This is a genomic window from Streptomyces albospinus, from assembly GCF_014648695.1.
In the GTDB taxonomy this organism is placed as follows: Bacteria; Actinomycetota; Actinomycetes; order Streptomycetales; family Streptomycetaceae; genus Streptomyces; species Streptomyces albospinus.
Map to the genome: position 1 here is coordinate 47521 of NZ_BMRP01000027.1, position 16947 is coordinate 64467.

At 73.3% G+C, this 16947-nt stretch carries 16 protein-coding genes; 8 read left to right on the forward strand and 8 right to left on the reverse strand.

The features are described from left to right. Window positions 1-3363: S41 family peptidase (locus tag IEZ17_RS28980; RefSeq protein ID WP_189305255.1), on the forward strand; the 3363-nt coding region annotated here is incomplete at its 5' end. 193 nt (window positions 3364-3556) lie between these two features. Here IEZ17_RS28980 and IEZ17_RS28985 read toward each other — a convergent pair. The 4 genes from IEZ17_RS28985 to IEZ17_RS29000 form a co-directional block, all read right to left on the reverse strand. Beyond that, window positions 3557-3808: a hypothetical protein gene (locus tag IEZ17_RS28985; protein WP_189305257.1), complete on the reverse strand. Its 252-nt coding sequence runs from the start codon at window positions 3806-3808 to the stop codon at window positions 3557-3559. Window positions 3809-3944: 136 nt separating this feature from the next. Further along, a complete protein-coding gene (locus tag IEZ17_RS28990; RefSeq protein WP_189305259.1) occupies window positions 3945-4826 on the reverse strand; it encodes an SDR family oxidoreductase in 882 nt (293 codons plus the stop codon). Beyond that, window positions 4823-5881, reverse strand: coding sequence for an alpha/beta fold hydrolase (locus IEZ17_RS28995; RefSeq protein WP_189305261.1), 1059 nt, complete (start codon window positions 5879-5881; stop codon window positions 4823-4825). Before IEZ17_RS28995 ends, IEZ17_RS28990 begins: the two co-directional genes overlap by 4 nt. Further along, window positions 5878-7404, reverse strand: a complete 1527-nt coding sequence (locus IEZ17_RS29000) for a flavin-containing monooxygenase (protein ID WP_189305263.1) — start codon at window positions 7402-7404, stop codon at window positions 5878-5880. Before IEZ17_RS29000 ends, IEZ17_RS28995 begins: the two co-directional genes overlap by 4 nt. A gap of 276 nt (window positions 7405-7680) precedes the next feature. Here IEZ17_RS29000 and IEZ17_RS29005 point away from each other — a divergent pair, with 276 nt between their 5' ends. Then, window positions 7681-8394, forward strand: coding sequence for a MerR family transcriptional regulator (locus IEZ17_RS29005; RefSeq protein WP_189305319.1), 714 nt, complete (start codon window positions 7681-7683; stop codon window positions 8392-8394). 170 nt (window positions 8395-8564) lie between these two features. Here IEZ17_RS29005 and IEZ17_RS43015 read toward each other — a convergent pair whose 3' ends face one another. Continuing rightward, window positions 8565-9251, reverse strand: a complete 687-nt coding sequence (locus IEZ17_RS43015; RefSeq protein ID WP_229852756.1) for a hypothetical protein — start codon at window positions 9249-9251, stop codon at window positions 8565-8567. 265 nt (window positions 9252-9516) lie between these two features. After that, a complete protein-coding gene (locus IEZ17_RS29015) occupies window positions 9517-10314 on the reverse strand; it encodes an exodeoxyribonuclease III (protein WP_189305265.1) in 798 nt (265 codons plus the stop codon). A gap of 176 nt (window positions 10315-10490) precedes the next feature. Between IEZ17_RS29015 and IEZ17_RS29020 the strand changes: the two genes are divergently transcribed. The 5 genes from IEZ17_RS29020 to IEZ17_RS29040 all read left to right on the forward strand — a co-directional run bounded on the left by IEZ17_RS29020 (window position 10491) and on the right by IEZ17_RS29040 (window position 13916). Next, the gene (locus tag IEZ17_RS29020) at window positions 10491-10721 is read left to right on the forward strand and encodes a hypothetical protein (RefSeq protein WP_189305266.1); all 231 of its coding nucleotides are present in this window, start codon (window positions 10491-10493) and stop codon (window positions 10719-10721) included. A 95-nt stretch (window positions 10722-10816) separates the two neighbouring features. Further along, a complete protein-coding gene (locus IEZ17_RS29025; RefSeq protein ID WP_189305268.1) occupies window positions 10817-11287 on the forward strand; it encodes a GNAT family N-acetyltransferase in 471 nt (156 codons plus the stop codon). A 169-nt stretch (window positions 11288-11456) separates the two neighbouring features. Continuing rightward, window positions 11457-12407: an ABC transporter ATP-binding protein gene (locus tag IEZ17_RS29030; protein WP_189305270.1), complete on the forward strand. Its 951-nt coding sequence runs from the start codon at window positions 11457-11459 to the stop codon at window positions 12405-12407. Beyond that, window positions 12404-13420 carry an ABC-2 membrane transporter-related protein gene (locus tag IEZ17_RS29035; RefSeq protein WP_189305272.1) on the forward strand — a complete coding sequence of 339 codons (1017 nt, stop codon included), beginning with the start codon at window positions 12404-12406 and terminating at the stop codon, window positions 13418-13420. The genes IEZ17_RS29030 and IEZ17_RS29035 overlap by 4 nt, the downstream gene beginning before the upstream one ends. A 100-nt stretch (window positions 13421-13520) precedes the next feature. Beyond that, window positions 13521-13916, forward strand: coding sequence for a GntR family transcriptional regulator (locus IEZ17_RS29040; RefSeq protein ID WP_189305274.1), 396 nt, complete (start codon window positions 13521-13523; stop codon window positions 13914-13916). Between the two features lie 34 nt (window positions 13917-13950). Here the strand turns inward: IEZ17_RS29040 and IEZ17_RS29045 are convergent, their stop codons facing one another. Then, window positions 13951-15222 (reverse strand): sensor histidine kinase, encoded by a 1272-nt coding sequence (locus tag IEZ17_RS29045; protein ID WP_189305276.1) that lies wholly within the window; start codon window positions 15220-15222, stop codon window positions 13951-13953. 106 nt (window positions 15223-15328) lie between these two features. Then, a complete protein-coding gene (locus IEZ17_RS29050; RefSeq protein ID WP_189305278.1) occupies window positions 15329-15787 on the reverse strand; it encodes a hypothetical protein in 459 nt (152 codons plus the stop codon). A 345-nt stretch (window positions 15788-16132) separates the two neighbouring features. On the opposite strand from IEZ17_RS29050, the gene IEZ17_RS29055 reads away from it, so the two are divergent. Beyond that, window positions 16133-16936 (forward strand): MerR family transcriptional regulator, encoded by an 804-nt coding sequence (locus tag IEZ17_RS29055; protein WP_189305280.1) that lies wholly within the window; start codon window positions 16133-16135, stop codon window positions 16934-16936. Window positions 16937-16947: the final 11 nt, after the last annotated feature.

Consider the following 16947-nt stretch of genomic DNA (forward strand, 5'->3'; position numbering starts at 1 on the left):
TCGTATCTGCGGTTTCCGCATCTCCACGGTGACCTGCTGTGCTTCGCCGCCGAGGACGATCTGTGGCTGGCGCCGATCGCGGCGGAGGGCGCGGAGCCGGGCCGGGCCTGGCGGCTGACGGTCGACCGGACCCGGCTCGGCCCGCCCCGCTTCTCCCCCGACGGGCGGCAGATCGCCTTCACCACCTGGCGCAGCCTCGACCCGGAGATCCACCTCGCGCCGGTGGCGGGCGGCCCGGCCCGGCGGCTGACGTACTGGGGCAGCACGGACGCCCGGGTCTGCGGCTGGACGCCGCCCGACCACGAGGGCCATGCCCAGGTCCTGGCGGTCTCCTCGCACGGGCAGCCGTTCTCGTACTACTCCTGGGCGTACAGCGTGCCCACCGACGGCAGCCCCGGCGGGCAGCTGCCCTGGGGGCCGGTCGCCGACATCGCGGTGGCGGACGTCGGCGGGGAGCGCCGCACGCTGCTGCTCAGCGGCAAACCGCCGCACGAGCCGGCTTCCTGGAAGCGCTACCGGGGCGGCGCGATGGGCCGGATGTGGCTGCACGGCACCCGGCTGATGCCGGATCTGTACGGGCACCTGGACTCGGTGATGTTCGTCGGCGGCCGGATCGCGTTCCTCTCCGACCACGAGGGCGTCGGGAACGTCTACTCCTGCCTGCCGGACAGCACCGATCTGCGCCGGCACACCGACCACGCCGACTTCTACGCCCGGCACGCCGCGACCGACGGCTCCCGCATCGTCTACCAGTGCGCCGGTGACATCTGGCTGATCGACGACCTCGGCCCGGACGCGGTGCCGCGCAAGCTCGCGGTGCGGCTCGGCGGGCCGCGGGCCGGCCGCCGCCCGTACCAGGTGCCGGCCGCCTCCCATGTCACCTCGATCGCCGTGGACGCCACCGGCCGGGCCAGCGCCGTCGGCGTGCGCGGCAGCCTGTACTGGCTCACCCACCGCGACGGCCCGGCCCGGACGATCCACGACATCCCCGGCGTGCGGGTCCGGCTGCCCGAGATGCTGGGCGCCACCGGCCGGATCGCGTATGTGACGGACGCGGAGGGCGACGACGCCATCGAGATCACCAGTCTGCCGCGGGCCAGCGGGCCGGGCGCACCGCGCCGGCTGGCGGCCGGGCGGCTCGGCCGGGTCCACGAGCTGGTCTCGGCGCCGGACGGCGAGCGGCTGGCGGTGGCGACGCACGACGGACGGCTGCTGCTGGTGGACGCGGCCGAACCGGAGGCGGCGGAGGCGGAAGAGCCGGCGGCGGACGAGGGGGCGGAGGCCGAAGAGCCGGCGGCGGAGGAGGCGGCGTCGGGCACCGGCGCGGATCCGGGGGCCGATCCGGTCACCGAGCTCACCCGCTCCCGCAACGGGCCGGTCCGCGACCTCGCGTTCTCCCCCGACTCCCGCTGGCTGACCTGGGCGCACCCCGGTATCGGCCGGTCGCTGCGGAAGATCAAGATGGCCCGGCTGTCCGACGGGCACATCGTGGAGGTCACCAACGGCCGCTTCGAGGACGAGCAGCCGGTGTTCACCCGGGACGGCCGCTATCTGGCGTTCCTCTCCTGGCGCGGCTTCGACCCGGTCTACGACGTGCACACCGGCGACCTGTCCTTCCCGCTGGGCTGCCGCCCCTACCTCGTACCGCTGTCGTCGGCGACCCCGTCCCCGTTCGCGCTGTCCCCGGAGGGGCGGCCCGCGGCGGGCGGGCTGGACCCGGACGAGACCCCCCCGGCGGGGGGTGAGGGCCCGGTGCTGGTGGAGATGGAGGGGCTGGCCAACCGGGTCACGCCGTTCCCGGTCTCCGCGTCCAAGTACTCGTCCCTGGAGCCGGTCAGCGGCGGCGGGCTGGTCTGGCTGCGCTGGCCGATCTCCGGCGCGCTGGGCGAGACCTTCGCCAACCCGGCCGACACCTCCGGCCGCCCCACCCTGGAGCACTTCGACCTGACCAAGGCGCGGCGCACCGAACTCACCAGCTCCCTGGACGGGTTCGCGCTCAGCGGCGACGGAACCCGGCTGGTCGTCAACGACGAGGGCGAGCTGCGCGCGGTGCCCGCGACCGAGCCTCCGGACAGCGACTCCACGGTCTACCTGGACCCGCGGCGCATCCTGCACGACGTCGATCCCGGGGCGGAGTGGCGGCAGGCGTTCGACGAGGCGGGCCGGATGGTCCGGGCCTACTTCTGGGATCCGAACCTGTCCGGTATCGACTGGGAGGACGTCCTGGCGCAGTACCGGCCGCTGCTCGAACGGGTCGCCACCCCGGAGGAGTTCGCCGATCTGCTGCGCGAGGTGCTGGGCGAGCTGGGCACCTCGCACGCCTATGTCACCGGCGCCCGGCGCAACGAGGGCCCGCCGCACTACCAGCGCGCGATGGGCCTGCTCGGCGCCAACTTCGTGCGCCGGGACGGGCAGTGGGTGGTCAAGCGGATCCTGCCCGGTGAGTCCTCGGACTCCAAGGCCCGGTCGCCGCTGGCCGGTACGGGCATCCGCGAGGGCAGCGCGCTCACCCATGTCGACGGCCGCCCGGTCGACCCGCTGACCGGCCCCTATCCGCTGCTGGCCGCGGCCGGCGGCACGACCGTGGAGCTGACCTTCACCCCGCCCGACGGCACCGGCAACGGCCATGCCCGCCGGGTCGCCGTCGTCCCGCTGATCGACGAACGGCCGCTGCGCTACCAGGACTGGGTGGCCAAACGCCGGGCGGTCGTCCAGGAGTTGAGCGGCGGCAAGTGCGGCTATCTGCACATCCCCGACATGGGCGGCTCCGGCTGGGCGCAGTTCAACCGCGATCTGCGGAGGGAGGTCTCGATGCCCGCGCTGATCGTGGACGTGCGCGGCAACGCCGGCGGCAACATCTCCGAGCTGGTCATCGAGAAACTGACCCGCACCATCATGGGCTGGGACCTGACCCGCGACGCCGAGCCGGTGTCGTACACCGGCAACGCCCCGCGCGGCCCGGTCGTCGCGGTCGCCGACGAGATGACCTCGTCCGACGGCGACATGATCACCGCGGCCTTCAAGCTCCAGGGCATCGGCCCGGTGGTCGGGATGCGCACCTGGGGCGGGGTGGTCGGCATGACCGGGCGGCACCGGCTCGGCGACGGCACCACCATCACCGTCCCGATGAACGCGGCGTGGTTCCACCTCTACGGCTGGGGCGTGGAGAACCACGGCGTCGAGGTGGACATCGAGGCGCTGCGCTCCCCGCTGCACTGGGCCGAGGGCCGCCACCCGCAGCTCGGCGTGGCGGTCCGCACCGCCCTCGAACTGCTGGAGCGCCACCCCGCGGCGACCCCGCCGGACCTCTCGGACGTCCCCGACCGGCGGCGTCCCGCCCTGCCCCCGCGCACCGCCGGCTGACCGGCAACCGACGGGGGGACAGGGCGCGTTGGCGACGCGGGACGGCGCTTCGACGGCGCGGGCAACGAGAGGCGACGCGGGCAACGAGAAGGGGCGCACCCGGATGACCGGATGCGCCCCTCCGCGAGGACGAACGACCCTCGTTCAGGACGTACGGCGTCCGTGAACTCCGGACGCGTACGACATCAGCGCGTCAGCTCTGGAAGCGGTCCTCGACGTCGTCCAGCATCTGCTGGCCGCGCTCGCGGGACTGCTCGCGGCCCTGCCGGCCGCGCTCCTGGCCGCCCTGCCGGTCGCGCTCCTGGCCCGGCCGGCCGCGCTCCTGGCCCTGCTCGCGGGAGCGGTCGCGCTCCTGCTGGCCGCGCTCCTTTGCGGAGCCCGCGCGCCGCTGGGCCTCGTCCTTGAGCTGCTGCGCCTTGTCCTTGAACTGGTCTTCGATGCCCATGCTGTTCACTCCTGTGGGGGTGTCGGGGATCGGGCTCGATAAGCGTGACACGAACGGACATCCGTCGCATTTCGATCACGATCGGGCACGTTCCGTGACCCCCGCCAGGTCGGGCAGCCGCCGCCCCGCCGCCCGGCTACCCGTTCGTCCGGGCCTTCTCGTCCGCCTCCCCTCCCGCGCCGACCAGCCCGACCCGCAGCCCGTCGAGCCGGTCCCCGAACCGCCGCAGCTCGCGCTGCCCCACCGTCCCGATGGCCGCCGGCAGATAGCCGCGCACCGACTGCATCCCGCGCAGCCACCACTGCCCGTAGACATGCGCGGAACGACGCTCGATCCCGGTCACGATCCGGTCCACGGCCGGACCCAGCGGATAGGTCTTGTTGGACGGCCAGGGCAGCCGGGCGCGCATTTCGCGCATGACGTCGTCCCGGTCGGCGCCGCGCACCATGTCGGTGTCGGTCCAGCTGAGATAGCCCACCCCGACCCGTACGCCCTTGTAGCCGACCTCGGCGCGCAGGCAGTGCGCGAACGCCTCCACACCGGACTTGGACGCGCAGTACGCGCTCAGCATCGGCGCCGGGGTGATCGCGGCCAGCGAGGCGATCTGGAGGAAGTACCCGCGGGACTCCATCAGCACCGGCAGGAACGCCCGCCCGGTCACCGCGCTGCCGATCAGGTTGACCTCGACGACCCGCCGCCAGGCCACCGGGTCGGAGTCGACGAACGGACCGCCGGTCGCCACCCCGGCGTTGGCCACGACCACATCGACCTTCCCGAAGCGGGCCTTGACCTCGTCCGCGACCCGGGCCATCGCCTCGTGGTCGGTGACATCGGCGTACCAGTGGTGGGCCGGCCCGTGCAACGAGGCGGCGACCGCGCGCAGTTCGTCGGGCTCCAGCCCGACCAGCGCCAGCGTCGCCCCGCGCGCCGACAGCTTGCGCGCCAGCAGCGCCCCGACCCCGCGCGCCGCGCCGGTGACGACGACGACCTGCCCGTCCAGCTTCCCGCTCCCGTTCACGCCGCGCTCTCCCTCTTCTGCCGCCCGTCCTGCTGCCCGTCCGGCTGCTTGTCCTGTTGCTTGTCCTGTTGCTCGTCCTGCTGCTTGTGTTGGTTCTGCCGCTGCTCGTCCTGCGGGGCAGGGGGGTTATCGGTCGTATCGGGGCCGGCGGCCAGGTGGTCGCGGACCAGCTCCCGCAGCCGGCCGGCGACCGCGTCCGGGTCCTCGATGGGCGTCATATGGCCCAGCCCCGGCAACTTGGTCAGCCCCGCGCACTCGGGCAGCACGGAGGCCAGCCGCCGGGCGTGCACGACCGGGGTGAGCCGGTCCGCGGTGCCCACGATGACGGCGGTCGGCACCGGCAACCGGCTGGCGCCGCGGGTGAGTTCGAGCCCGTGGAGCACCTTGCCCCAGCGGGCCCGTACGCCGGGCGGGCAGTCGTGCACGATGCGGGCACACGCCTCGATCTGCTCGGCGCTCGATCCCGCGCCCATCGTGGCGTACCGCAGGGCCCACTTGGCCACCGGTGAGACGGGCCCGAGCGGGGCGCGCGAGCCCAGCATCAGCCGGTGCGCCCGGCGGCGTCCGCCCGGCGTGGGCAGCGGGAACACCCGGGATTCGGCGGCCAGATCGGCGCTGCCGGTGCTGCACAGCAGGACGGCGGCGGCCCGCGCGCGCAGCTCCGGGCGCTCGGCGGCGGCCATGACCGTCATGCCGCCCATGGAGTGCCCGCCGACCACGGCCCGTTCGCCGTCCTGAAGCATCTGCTCCAGGACCGCGACCAGATCGTCGGCGAGCCGGCCGGTGCCGTACCCCTCGGGCGGGACGGCCGGGCTCCGCCCGTGCCCCCGCTGGTCGTAGACCACCACCTTGTGCTCGGCGGCGAGTTCCCGCACCACCGGCGCCCAGAAGGCGGTCGAGCAGGTCCAGCCGTGCGCCAGCACCACGGCCGGGGCACCCTCGGGCCCGTGGATCTCGGCGTACAGCCGGGACCCGTCGGCCGAGGTGACGGTCCGCGTCGCGCGCGGCACCGGCGGGGCGTAGCGCCCCTGCGTCAGATGCGCCGGACGCTTCATGCCGCGACCTCCTCGACGGTCCGGCGGCCGGTCTCCGCGGCCGTGCGTGGTGGCCGCAGCACCTCGTACTCGGCCAGATCCACCTGACGGGTCACCCGCCGGAACTCCCCGGTGGTCCCCGGCCACGCCGTGGTGTTCCGTCCGTTCGCGTCCAGGTACCAGCTGTCGCAGCCGCCGGTGTTCCACACCGTGCGCCGCATCCGCTGCTGGATGGTGCGGGTCCACTCCTCCACGGCGGACGGCCGGGCGTCCAGCGCGATCCCGCCGCCGAGCACGTCCAGCCGCCGCATGAAGTCGGCGAGGTAGTTCAGCTGGGCCTCGATCATCAGGATCATCGAGCTGTTCCCCAGCCCGGTGTTGGGCCCGATGATGGTCAGGAAGTTGGGGAATCCGGCGGCGCTGCTGCCGCGCAGCGCCGCCATCCCGTCCTTCCACTCCTCCGCGAGCGTGGTGCCGTTGGCCCCGGTCACCCGGTGCGCGATCGGCATGTCCGTGACGTGGAATCCGGTCCCGAAGATGATCGCGTCGACCTCCGCCTCGCTGCCGTCCGCGGCGACCAGGGTGTTCCCCCGGATCTCCCGCAACCCGGAGGAGACGAGGTCCACGTTCGGCTGCGCCAGCGCCGGATACCAGCTGTTGGACAGCAGGATCCGCTTGCACCCGATGCGGTAGTCGGGCGTGAGCCGGGCCCGCATCGCCGGATCCTTGATCACCTTGCGCATATGGGACCTGGCGATGGCCTCGATCAGCCCCAGCTCGTCAGGCCGCTTGGTGAACGCGCTGACCTGCAACTCGCGGATCCCCCAGAGCAGTTGGCGGCGCAGCTCACGGGTCGCCGGCACCTTGGTGTGCAGCCAGCGCTCCACCGCGGTGATCCGCCGGTCCGCCCGCGGCATCACCCACGGCGGTGTCCGCTGAAACACCGTCAACGTCCCGACGCGGGGCTGGATCTCCGGCACGATCTGGATGGCCGACGCCCCGGTCCCCACCATCGCGACCCGCTTCCCGCTCAGGTCGTAGTCGTGGTCCCAGCGCGCGGAGTGGAACACCTTCCCGGTGAAGTCCGCCATCCCCGGCACGTCCGGGATCTGCGGATCGGACAGCGGCCCCGTGGCCGACACCACCACATCGGCGGTGTACGCCCCGCGCGCCGTGTCGATCTCCCACCACAGCCGCTCCGTGTCCCAACGGAGCGCGCGTACCTCGGCGTTGAAGCGGATGTGCGGACGCAGCCCGAAGGTGTCCGTCACCCGCTCCAGGTACGCCCGGATGTGCCGCTGGCCGCTGAAGTTGCGCGGCCAATCAGGGTTGGGCGCGAACGAGAACGAATACAGATGCGAGGGCACATCGCACGCGCACCCCGGATAGCTGTTGTCCCGCCAGGTGCCGCCCACCGCGTCCGCCCGCTCCAGGACCACGAAATCGGTGATCCCCTGGCGCCGCAGCCGCACGGCCGCCCCCAGGCCGCCGAACCCCGATCCGATCACCGCCACCCGCACATGCCGCTGCCCGCCGTCGGCCATGCCGCCACCTCCCGAGTACGCCGCTCACCACCGCCACCAACCGTGCCAGCAATCACTGGCGCGATAGGCACAGTGGGAGCGTAGGGCAGCTCCGTACCGATCGGTAGGGGTAGGGCGCCAGAAGTTACCGCCGGTCACAACCCGCCCCCGCCCTCCATGCCACCGACATAGGCTGGCCCCGTGGCAGACCAGGCGGCGGCGAACGAATCCGAGCACCCCCACCCGGACGCGGCGCACCCGGCGCCCCGGCCGGCGCCCGAGGGGCGCGAGTTCCGCATGGCCGAGCTGGCCGAGGAAGCCGGCATCACCGTCCGCACGCTGCGCTTCTACCGCGAACGCAAGCTCCTCCCGCCGCCCCGCCGCGACGGCCGGATCGCCTGGTACAACGAGCACCACCTCGCCCGCCTGCGCACCATCGGCGCCCTCCTGGAGCGCGGCCACACCCTCGGCGGCATCGCCGAACTCCTCACCGCCTTCGAGACCGGCCGCGACGTCGGCGAACTCCTCGGCCTGGCCGACCCGTTGCTGCCCGCGTGGTCCGAGGAGACCCCGGTCCGCCTCACCCCGGAAGAGCTGGCCGACCACTTCAGCCAGGACATCACCCCGGAGAACCTGACCGCGTCCCTGTCCATCGGCTACCTGGCCGTGGACGGCGACGAGTTCGTCCACATCAGCCGGCGCCTGCTGGACGCCTCCACCGACCTGGTCGCGCAGGGCATCCCGCTCGCCGCCGTCCTGGAGGCCGGCCGCCAGGTGCGCGCGCACGCCGACGCCCTCGCCGACCTCTTCGCCACCCTCATCCGCACCCACGTCCTGGCCGCCCCCCAGGACGTCGACCAGGTCGCCGCGACGATCGAGAGCCTGCGCCCCCTCACCAAGGGCGTCGTGGAGGCCGAACTGTCCATGGCCATGGACCGCCGCATCCGCACCGAGGTGGAGAACTGGCTGGCCGAGCAGGCCCGCAGGAACGACGAGGACCGGGAGCCCTGAAGCCCCCGGTCGCCCGTGGCCCTCCCCGTCCGCCCCTACACCCGTACACCACCGTCACCGGCGCATGCTCGCTCCGCCGCCGGCCGTACGCCCCGCCGACCCCGGCGTGGCCGTGTGCCGGTCGATGCGCCACCGCATCGAACCGGACGCACACACGACCACGGTCCTCCTCAGTAGGTGACCTCCCACTCATCATCCAAAGCCTGCTGGTCGGCGGTGCGCTTGTCGGAGGTGACATCGGTGCGCTTGCCGGAGGTGGCGTCGGCGCCCTTGCCGGAGGTGCCGTCGGTGCGCTTGCCGGAGGTGGCGTCGGCGCCCTTGCTGGAGGTGCCGTCCGCACCCTTGTCGGAGATGCCGTCCGCACCCTTGCTGGAGGCGTCGTCGGCGCCCTTGCTGGAGGTACCGTCCGCACTCTTGTCGGAGGCGTCGTCGGCGCCCTTGCTGGAGGTGCCATCCGCACTCTTGTCGGAGGCGTCGTCGGCGCCCTTGCTGGAGGTACCGTCCGCACCCTTGTCGGAGGCGTCGCCGGCGCCCTTGCTGGAGGTACCGTCCGCACCCTTGTCGGAGGCGTCGTCCGCCTCGTCCTTGTCGGAGGCGCCGCCGTCCGCCCCCTGGCACCACTCGACGTGTCCGGTGCCCTTGACGTACCGGGCCGGAACCCATGCATCCCGGTCACGGAGTCGGAACCAGAACCTGTTGCCTTCGACTTCCTGGGCCTTGGCCTTGCAGCGCAAGCCGACCAGAGCGCCGTGTCCGAGGCTGCCGGCGATGGCGGAGTCGGTGGTGGGAGACTGACGTTCGTTGATGCCGATGCGGCTGACAACAGTGCCGTAGGGCTGCGAAGGCGTCGAATGCATCCGAAGGTTCGGGGCCTTGGGGCCGGCATCCGCAGAGGCGGAGGAAGCCGTTCCCGCGCCGGCGGCCAGGATGGCGGCGGCCACAAATGGGGCAGTAACGTACTTTTCGATGGTCACACCGAGGTAACGGCCAGGCTTGACGGAGGTCACGCAAGCCAGTGACAGCGATGCGCGGCCGATCCGCCTCGCGAACCACGTCCCCGCAGGCCCCACAACCAGATGACCCGCCGATTGCCCCCCGCTCGTCTCGGGGGGCACACGCCCACTACACGTCGAAGGTCACCGTGACGGGCGCATGGTCGCTCCACCGCTGGTCGTACGCCGCCGCCCGCTCCACGTGCGCCTTCACCGCGCGCCCCGCCAGCCCGGACGTGGCCATGTGGTAGTCGATCCGCCAGCCCGCGTCGTTGTCGAAGGCACGCCCGCGGTACGACCACCAGGAATACGGCCCCTCCTCGTCGGGGTGCAGCGCACGGACCACGTCCACGTAGCCGCCCTCATCGAGGACGGCGGAGAGCCAGGCCCGCTCCTCCGGCAGGAAGCCGGACTTCTTCTGGTTGGCCTTCCAGTTCTTCAGGTCGGCCTCGCGGTGCGCGATGTTCCAGTCGCCGCAGACCACCACCTCGCGGCCGTCCGCCGCCGCCCGCTCGCGCAGCCCGGTGAGGTACGGCAGGAACTCCGCCATGAACCGCTCCTTCTCGTCCTGCCGCTCGGTGCCCACCTCACCCGACGGCAGATACAGGCTGGCCACCGTCACGCCCGGCAGATCGACCTCGGCATAGCGCCCGCTGCCGTCGAACTCCGCCGACCCGAACCCGATCTGCACGCGCTCCGGCTCCCGCCGCGTGTAGAGCGAGACGCCGGCCCGCCCCTTGGCGGCGGCCGGGGCGTGCACCGTGTGCCAGCCCGCCGGCTCCCGCACCTCCTCCGGCAGCTGCCCGGCCTCGGCCCGCACCTCCTGGAGGCAGAGCACATCGGCCCCGGTCCCGGCCAGCCACGGCACGAAGCCCTTCTTGGCCGCGGCGCGCAGCCCGTTCACATTCACAGAGGTCACGGTGAGCATCCCGGCACCCTAACGCGCCACCCGCCGACCGAGCCGGCCCGCTTGCGACGAGACAGCGCGGTCTCGCCGCCCCGGCGCGTCACCGGTCGGTCACGGGACTTCTCCGATTACCCTTTCGTCACCCTATGACGTCAAACGACAACAGAGCGCACCCCAGCACCCTCATTGGAGATCACATGCGCAAGCTTCGCAACGCCGCCACCGCAGCCGCCATCCTGGGCGGCGTCGGCCTCCTCGGAGCCGGCACCTCCCACGCCGACGGCGGCGCGCTCGGCGTCAGGCAGTCCAGTTCGTGCTTCACACAGGTCATCCCCGTCGACGCCCTCGGCGCAGTCGGGGTCGGCAGCGGCGCCCAGTCCACCAACCTGCTCCCGAGCTTGGGGTGCAGCAACAACATCGGCAAGTGAGGGGCGTCCATCCGGGGCGGCACCGCTCCACCCCATCGGCGCCGCCCCACCCGCCCGGACACCCGTACGATTCCCGGCCCCGTACGATTCCTGGAATGGAGATACGCCCCGTCCGCTACGACCACCCCGACGCGGTCCGGCTCGACGAGGAGGTCCAGCAGGAGTACGTCCGCCGCTACGGCGACGGCGACCTCACCCCGCTCGCCCCCCATATGTTCGCCCCGCCGCACGGCATCTACCTGATCGCGTACGAGTCCGGCCGGCCGCTGGCCACCGGCGGCTGGCGCGTCCAGGAGGACACCGGCGAGGGGTACGTCCGAGGCGACGCCGAGATCAAGCGGATGTTCGTGGTCCCCGAGGCCCGCGGTCGCGGTCTGGCCCGGCGGATCCTCGCCACCCTCGAAGCGGACGCCCGCGCCGCCGGCCGCACCCGGATGGTCCTGGAGACCGGCACCGAGCAGCCCGAGGCGATCGCCCTGTACGCCTCCAGCGGCTACGCCATGGTGCAGAAGTTCGGCTACTACCGCACCTACGAGGCGAGCCGCTGCATGGCGAAGCCCCTGTAGGACCCGCACACACCCCACGGCACACCCCACGGGTGGCGGCCGGCGCCGCCACCCGCCTCCGGCACGCCCTCCTTCCGTACGCCCTCCGCCGGTACACCCGCCTTTGACACGGCCACGCCCACCTCCCCATACTCATTCCACTAATCAATTAGTTAAAGGGGGGATCCGGGTGGCCGATCCGAGCGCACGCACCGGACCATGGGCGATCGAGGCCGACGGCCTGTCGAAGAAGTACCGCCGCGGCTGGGCGCTGCGGGACTGCTCCTTCCGGCTTCCCGCCGGGCGCATCTGCGCCCTCGTGGGCCCCAACGGCGCCGGCAAGAGCACGTTCCTGGGCATCACGACCCGCCTGCTGCGACCGACCGCGGGCACCGTGAAGCTGTTCGGCGTCCCGGTCTCCGACCCCGCCGTCCTGGAGCGCGTCGCCTTCCTCGCCCAGGACAAGCCCCTCTACCCGCGCTTCACCGTCGCCGAGACCCTGCGCCTGGGTCGCGAGCTGAACCCCCGCTGGGACCAGGCCGTCGCCGAACGCATCGTCCGCTCCGGCGACGTGCCGCTCGGCGCCCGTATCGGCACCCTCTCCGGCGGCCAGCGCACCCGCGTCGCCTTCGCGCTCGCCTTCGGCAAGCGCCCCGCGCTGCTGCTCCTCGACGAGCCGATGTCCGACCTGGACCCGCTCGCCCGGCACGAGCTGTCCGGGCTCCTGATGGCCGAGGCCGCCGAGCACGGCACGACCGTCCTGATGTCGTCCCACATGCTCGCCGAGATGGAGGAGATGTGCGACTACCTCCTCGTCCTCGCCGAGGGCCGGCTGCGGATGGCCGGCGCGACCGATGTCCTGGTGCCGAGCCACACGCTGGTGACCGGCAAAGCCGTCGGCGGCGCCGTCCCCGAGGAGCTGCAAGGCCGCCACACGATCGTCGAATCGCACGTCACCGGGCGGCAGTTCAGCGCCCTGATACGCACCGACGGCCCGCTCTCCGACAGCTGGGACGCCGGCTGGGAGGCCCTGTCGCCGAGCCTGGAGGAAGTGCTCCTGGCCTATCTGCGCTCCCCGGGCGCCCCCACCCTGATCGCGGACGAGGCACGCACCACCGACCAGCAGGAGACAGCGGCGTGAGCGACACGACGAGCGCAACCACCGACACCGCCCCCCGCGAGACCGCCTCCCGCAAGACCGGACCCCGCGCCACCGGCCGCGGCCTGCTGCACGGCACCGCCTGGGTCGTCTACCGCCGCCACCGCACCGCTCTGCTCGCCTGCGTCCTGATCACCGCCGCCGCCTGCGCCGTCTACGCCTACCAGCGGATCGGTGTGCTGGACTTCGTGCACGCCAAGGGCGCCACCCCGGACTCCAAGGGCGAGCTGCTGGAGGAATTCCAGAGCACGTTCCACGCGATGTTCACCCGCGACATCGCGCTCCTCCAGTACGTCCCGGTCCTGATCGGCGTCTTCCTCGGCGCCCCGCTGATCGCCGCCGAGCAGGAGCGCGGCACCCTGCGGCTGGTCACCACCCAGTCCGTCAGCCGCGGCCGGTGGCTCGCCACCACGCTCGCCCTCCCCCTGGCCGTCACGGCGGTGTGCGTCACCGCCCTCTCGGTCACCTTCCAGTGGCTCTGGACGCCCGTCCACCAACTGGAGGACTTCGGCGACTGGTTGAGCAGCGGCCCCTTCGACGTCACCGGCCCGGTCCCGGTGGCCCGGACCCTGTTCCTGACGGCCTGCGGTATCGCCCTGGGCATGCTGCTCAAGCGGGTGGTACCGGCGATGGCGGCCACCTTCGTCCTGTGGTTCGTGACCGGCGAGCTGTGGTCACGGCTCCGCCCCCGCCTCGGCACCCCGCACAGCGTCACCTACCCCTACAACGGCGACGGCCCCCATCTGCCGCCCGCCAGCGTGCGGTTCGACGACTGGGTGGCCACCGCGGACGGCAGGCTCTACGGCTTCGGCACCTGCGTCCACGCCGACGAGGCCGCCTGCCGGGCCAAGCTGGGCATCGTCAACCGCGTGACCCAGTACTTCGACTTCGGGCAGATGGCCGGCATGCAGTGGCGCGGCGCGGGCATCCTGCTGGCGCTGACGGCCGTGGTCCTGGCGTTCGTCGTGTGGCAGGCCCGCAGGCGGCCCCTCTGAACCGCCGCCCGCCATGCCCGCCGGAGCGCTTTGACACCGGGCACCGGCGGCCCGATCATCAAGCGGTCGACGGGCCCGACAGCAGCACAGCGGCAGAGAGGTGGTGAGCGCCGTGGAGTTCCGCATCGACCGCCGCAGCGGCGTCGCCACCTACCTCCAGATCGTCCAGCAGGTCCAGCAGGCCCTGCGGCTGGGCATCCTGGTGGAGGGCGACCGCCTGCCCACCGCCGCGCAGGTCGCCGCCACGACGAAGGTCAACCCGAACACGACCCTCAAGGCGTACCGCGAGCTGGAGCGCGAGGGCCTGGTGGAGCCGCGGCCCGGCCTCGGTACGTTCGTCAGCCGCACCCTGGCCCGCCCCGAGTCCGCCGCCGACGCCCGGCTGCGCGCGGAACTGCGCTCCTGGATGGACCGGGCCCGCGCCGAGGGCCTGGACCGCGAGGACGTCCGGGCCCTGGTGAACTCCGCGCTGGCGGACCGCTTTCCGGAGGGGTGAGCGGGGTGCGAGGCCCACCCGGCCCCGCGCCCCGTCAGTCCGCCGCCGGTTCCCGCGCCGCCCGCTCCGTCCGCAGTGCGCCCCGGAGGTCGACCGTGGCCTCGGCCCCGCCGTCGGCCGGGTTGGCGAAGCCGAGCCCGGCGCCCAGCACCCGCGCCTGCCCGGCCGCGATCGTCAGCCCCAGGCCCAGCCCCGGCCCGCCCCGGCCGCCGCCGGTACGGAACCGCTGCGGGCCGTGCGTCAGCAGCACCTCCGGGAAACCGGGACCGGCGTCCCGCACCCGTACCACCCCGTCGTCGACCTCGACGGTCACCGGAGCGGCACCGTGCCGCCGGGCGTTGCTGACCAGGTTGACCAGGATCCGCTCGACCCGCCGCGGATCGGTCTCCACCAGCCCGTCCGCCAGGACCCGCACCCGCACCGCCCCGTCCTCCGCGTCCCCGGAACCGGTCTCCTCCCCCGGCGCCCCGGCCACCGCCACCGCCCGCCGCGCCAGTTCCGCCAGCGGCCGGATCTCCCGGTCCGCCTCCTCCGTCCGCGCGTCCAGCCGTGCCACCTCCAGCACGTCCTCCATCAGCCCGCGTACGCGCTCGGCACGCTCGCGGACCATCTCGGTCGGCCGCGACGGCGGCAGCAGCCCGGCCGCGGTGACCAGCCCGGCGACCGGGGTCCGCAGTTCATGGGCGATGTTCGCGGTGACGTCGCGCTCGGCCCGGAGTCGGGCGGCCAGCGCCTCGGCCATGGTGTTCACCGCGCAGGTGAGCTGCGCGATCTCGTCCTTGCCGTCCCGCGGCAGCCGCGCGCTCAGATCGCCCTCGGCGATCCGCTGGGCGGTGGCCGCGGACGCGGTCAGCCGCCGGCCCAGCCGGTGCGCGACCAGCAGGCCGACGGCGCAGCCCAGGCCGGTACCGGCCGCCCCGGCGACCCACAGCATCCGGTCCAGGTTCCGTACGGTCTCCTGCTCGCGCAGGTAGGGGCGTTTCAGCGCGACGATGTCCGGGCCCAGCCTGCCGGCCGCCCACAGATACGGCGTACGGCCGCCCCGTTCGAGGTAGACGCCCCGCCGGCCGCGCTCGACCAGTTCCTTCAGCGGCCGGGGCAGATCCTTGGGGTTGATCAGCCCGCGCCCGGTGTCGATCCCGGCCGCACGGTCCTGGACGGTGGTCTGAAGCCGGCTGTCGAGGGCGTGCCCGGCCAGGTCGAGCTGGGCGTTGACGGTGTGGTGGTGGACGAGCAGGCCGACGAGGACCGCCACCACCGCGGCGGTGGCGGCGATCGCGATACCGATCTTGGCGCGCAGCCCCATCCGTTCCTGCCTCCTTCCTCTCGACCCGTCCCTGCCGCTCCCCGTGGTCTCCCTCTGCTCCGGCCCCGCCGCCCGCTGTCCCCGCCCGCCCCGGCTCCGCCGCCCCCTAGAACTCCGGCAGGTGCAGGCTCACCCGCCCCAGCTCGGCGGCCTGCTCCCCGCGTACCTGGGGAGCCACGACCCCGGCGCTGGAGTAGTACGCGAAATCCGGCAGCCGCTGAAGCCCGCTCAGCGTCACCTTCACCTCGTACGGCGTGCGGAAGCACTCGGGCGCGCACCAGTCCGCGCTGAGCCCGCCGCTGGCCAGGGCCGTCGGCCCGCCCCACGACGTCCAGCGCAGCCCGGTCAGCCGGGCGGCGTCGCCCAGCGGGAGGGAGTCGGGGCGCTGGAGCGGGCGGCCGGTGCCGTCCGCCGCGTAGACGGAGCCGGAGCGGGTCGCGGGCGCCACCGCCGGCCCCTCGTCCCGCAGCAGCCCGTCCGGCCCCGCGCACCCGGAGACCAAGAGCACGGCGCCCGCCGCGACGGCGGCACCGGCGGCGCGGACGGTCGCGGTCGCTGATCTCACGGGTCTCACGAGTCGCTTCTCACGGATTCCTGCGGGCTCCTCGGGCAGCCGGACGGACGACGGGCGGATCTGCACCCCCTTGCACGCTGTGTGCACGGAGCGGTACAGAAATACGCACACAAGAGCGAATACCTGCTTCCCGACAAATGTAACGGGGGTCTCCCCGAACCGGCGCCCTCCCGCCGGAGCCCACCCTCCTCCCCGCCGCCGCTTGACCCTCACCCGACGTCAGGCCACACCCTGATCCACAGCGGGAACCGTGCCGCGTCACCGCGTCCCACCAGCCGGAACGCCCCACTCCCGGCCGGCCGGCCCGCACACCCACCACCTCCGAAAGGCGCTCCCGTGGGATATTCGGTAGGCCAGGTCTCCGCCTTCGCCGGGATCACCGTCCGCACCCTGCACCACTACGACAAGACCGGCCTGCTCTCCCCCGGCGACCGCAGCCCCGCCGGCTACCGCCTCTACAGCGACGCCGACCTGGCCCGGCTCCAGCAGATCCTCTTCTACCGGGAGCTCGGCTTCCCGCTCGACGAGATCGCCGCCGTCCTGGAGGACCCCCGGTCCAACGCCCTCGACCAGCTGCGCGCCCGGCACCGCCGGCTCACCGAGGAGATCACCCGGCTCCAGCGCCTGGTCGAGGTCGCCGAACAGGCCATGGAGGTCCAGCAGACCGGTGTCCGGCTGACCCCCGAGGAGCGCTTCGAGGTCTTCGGGGAGATCGCCTTCGACCTGACCTACGCCACCGAGGCCGACCTGAAGTGGCGGCACAGCGACGGCTACCGGCGCTCGATGGCCCGGGCCGCCACCCACTCCAAGGAGGACTGGGCGCGGATCATGACCGAGGCCGCCGACTGGCGCGCCCGCCTGACCGCCGCCTTCGACGCCGGCGCACCGCCGGACGGCGAGCGCGCCACGGACCTCGCCGAGGAGCACCGCCGGCACATCTCCCGGTGGTTCACCCCCTGCCCCACCGCCATGCACGGCCGGATCGCCGACGACGTCGCCGCCGACCCCCGCGCCTTCGCCCTGCTCGTCCCGCCCGGCGAACAGCGCCCCGGCCTCGCCCCGTACTTCCGCACCGCCGTCCACGCCAACGCCGTCCGCCGGCCGCCCCCGGACGGCCCCGACCGCACCACCGCCCCCTGACCGCGTTCCAC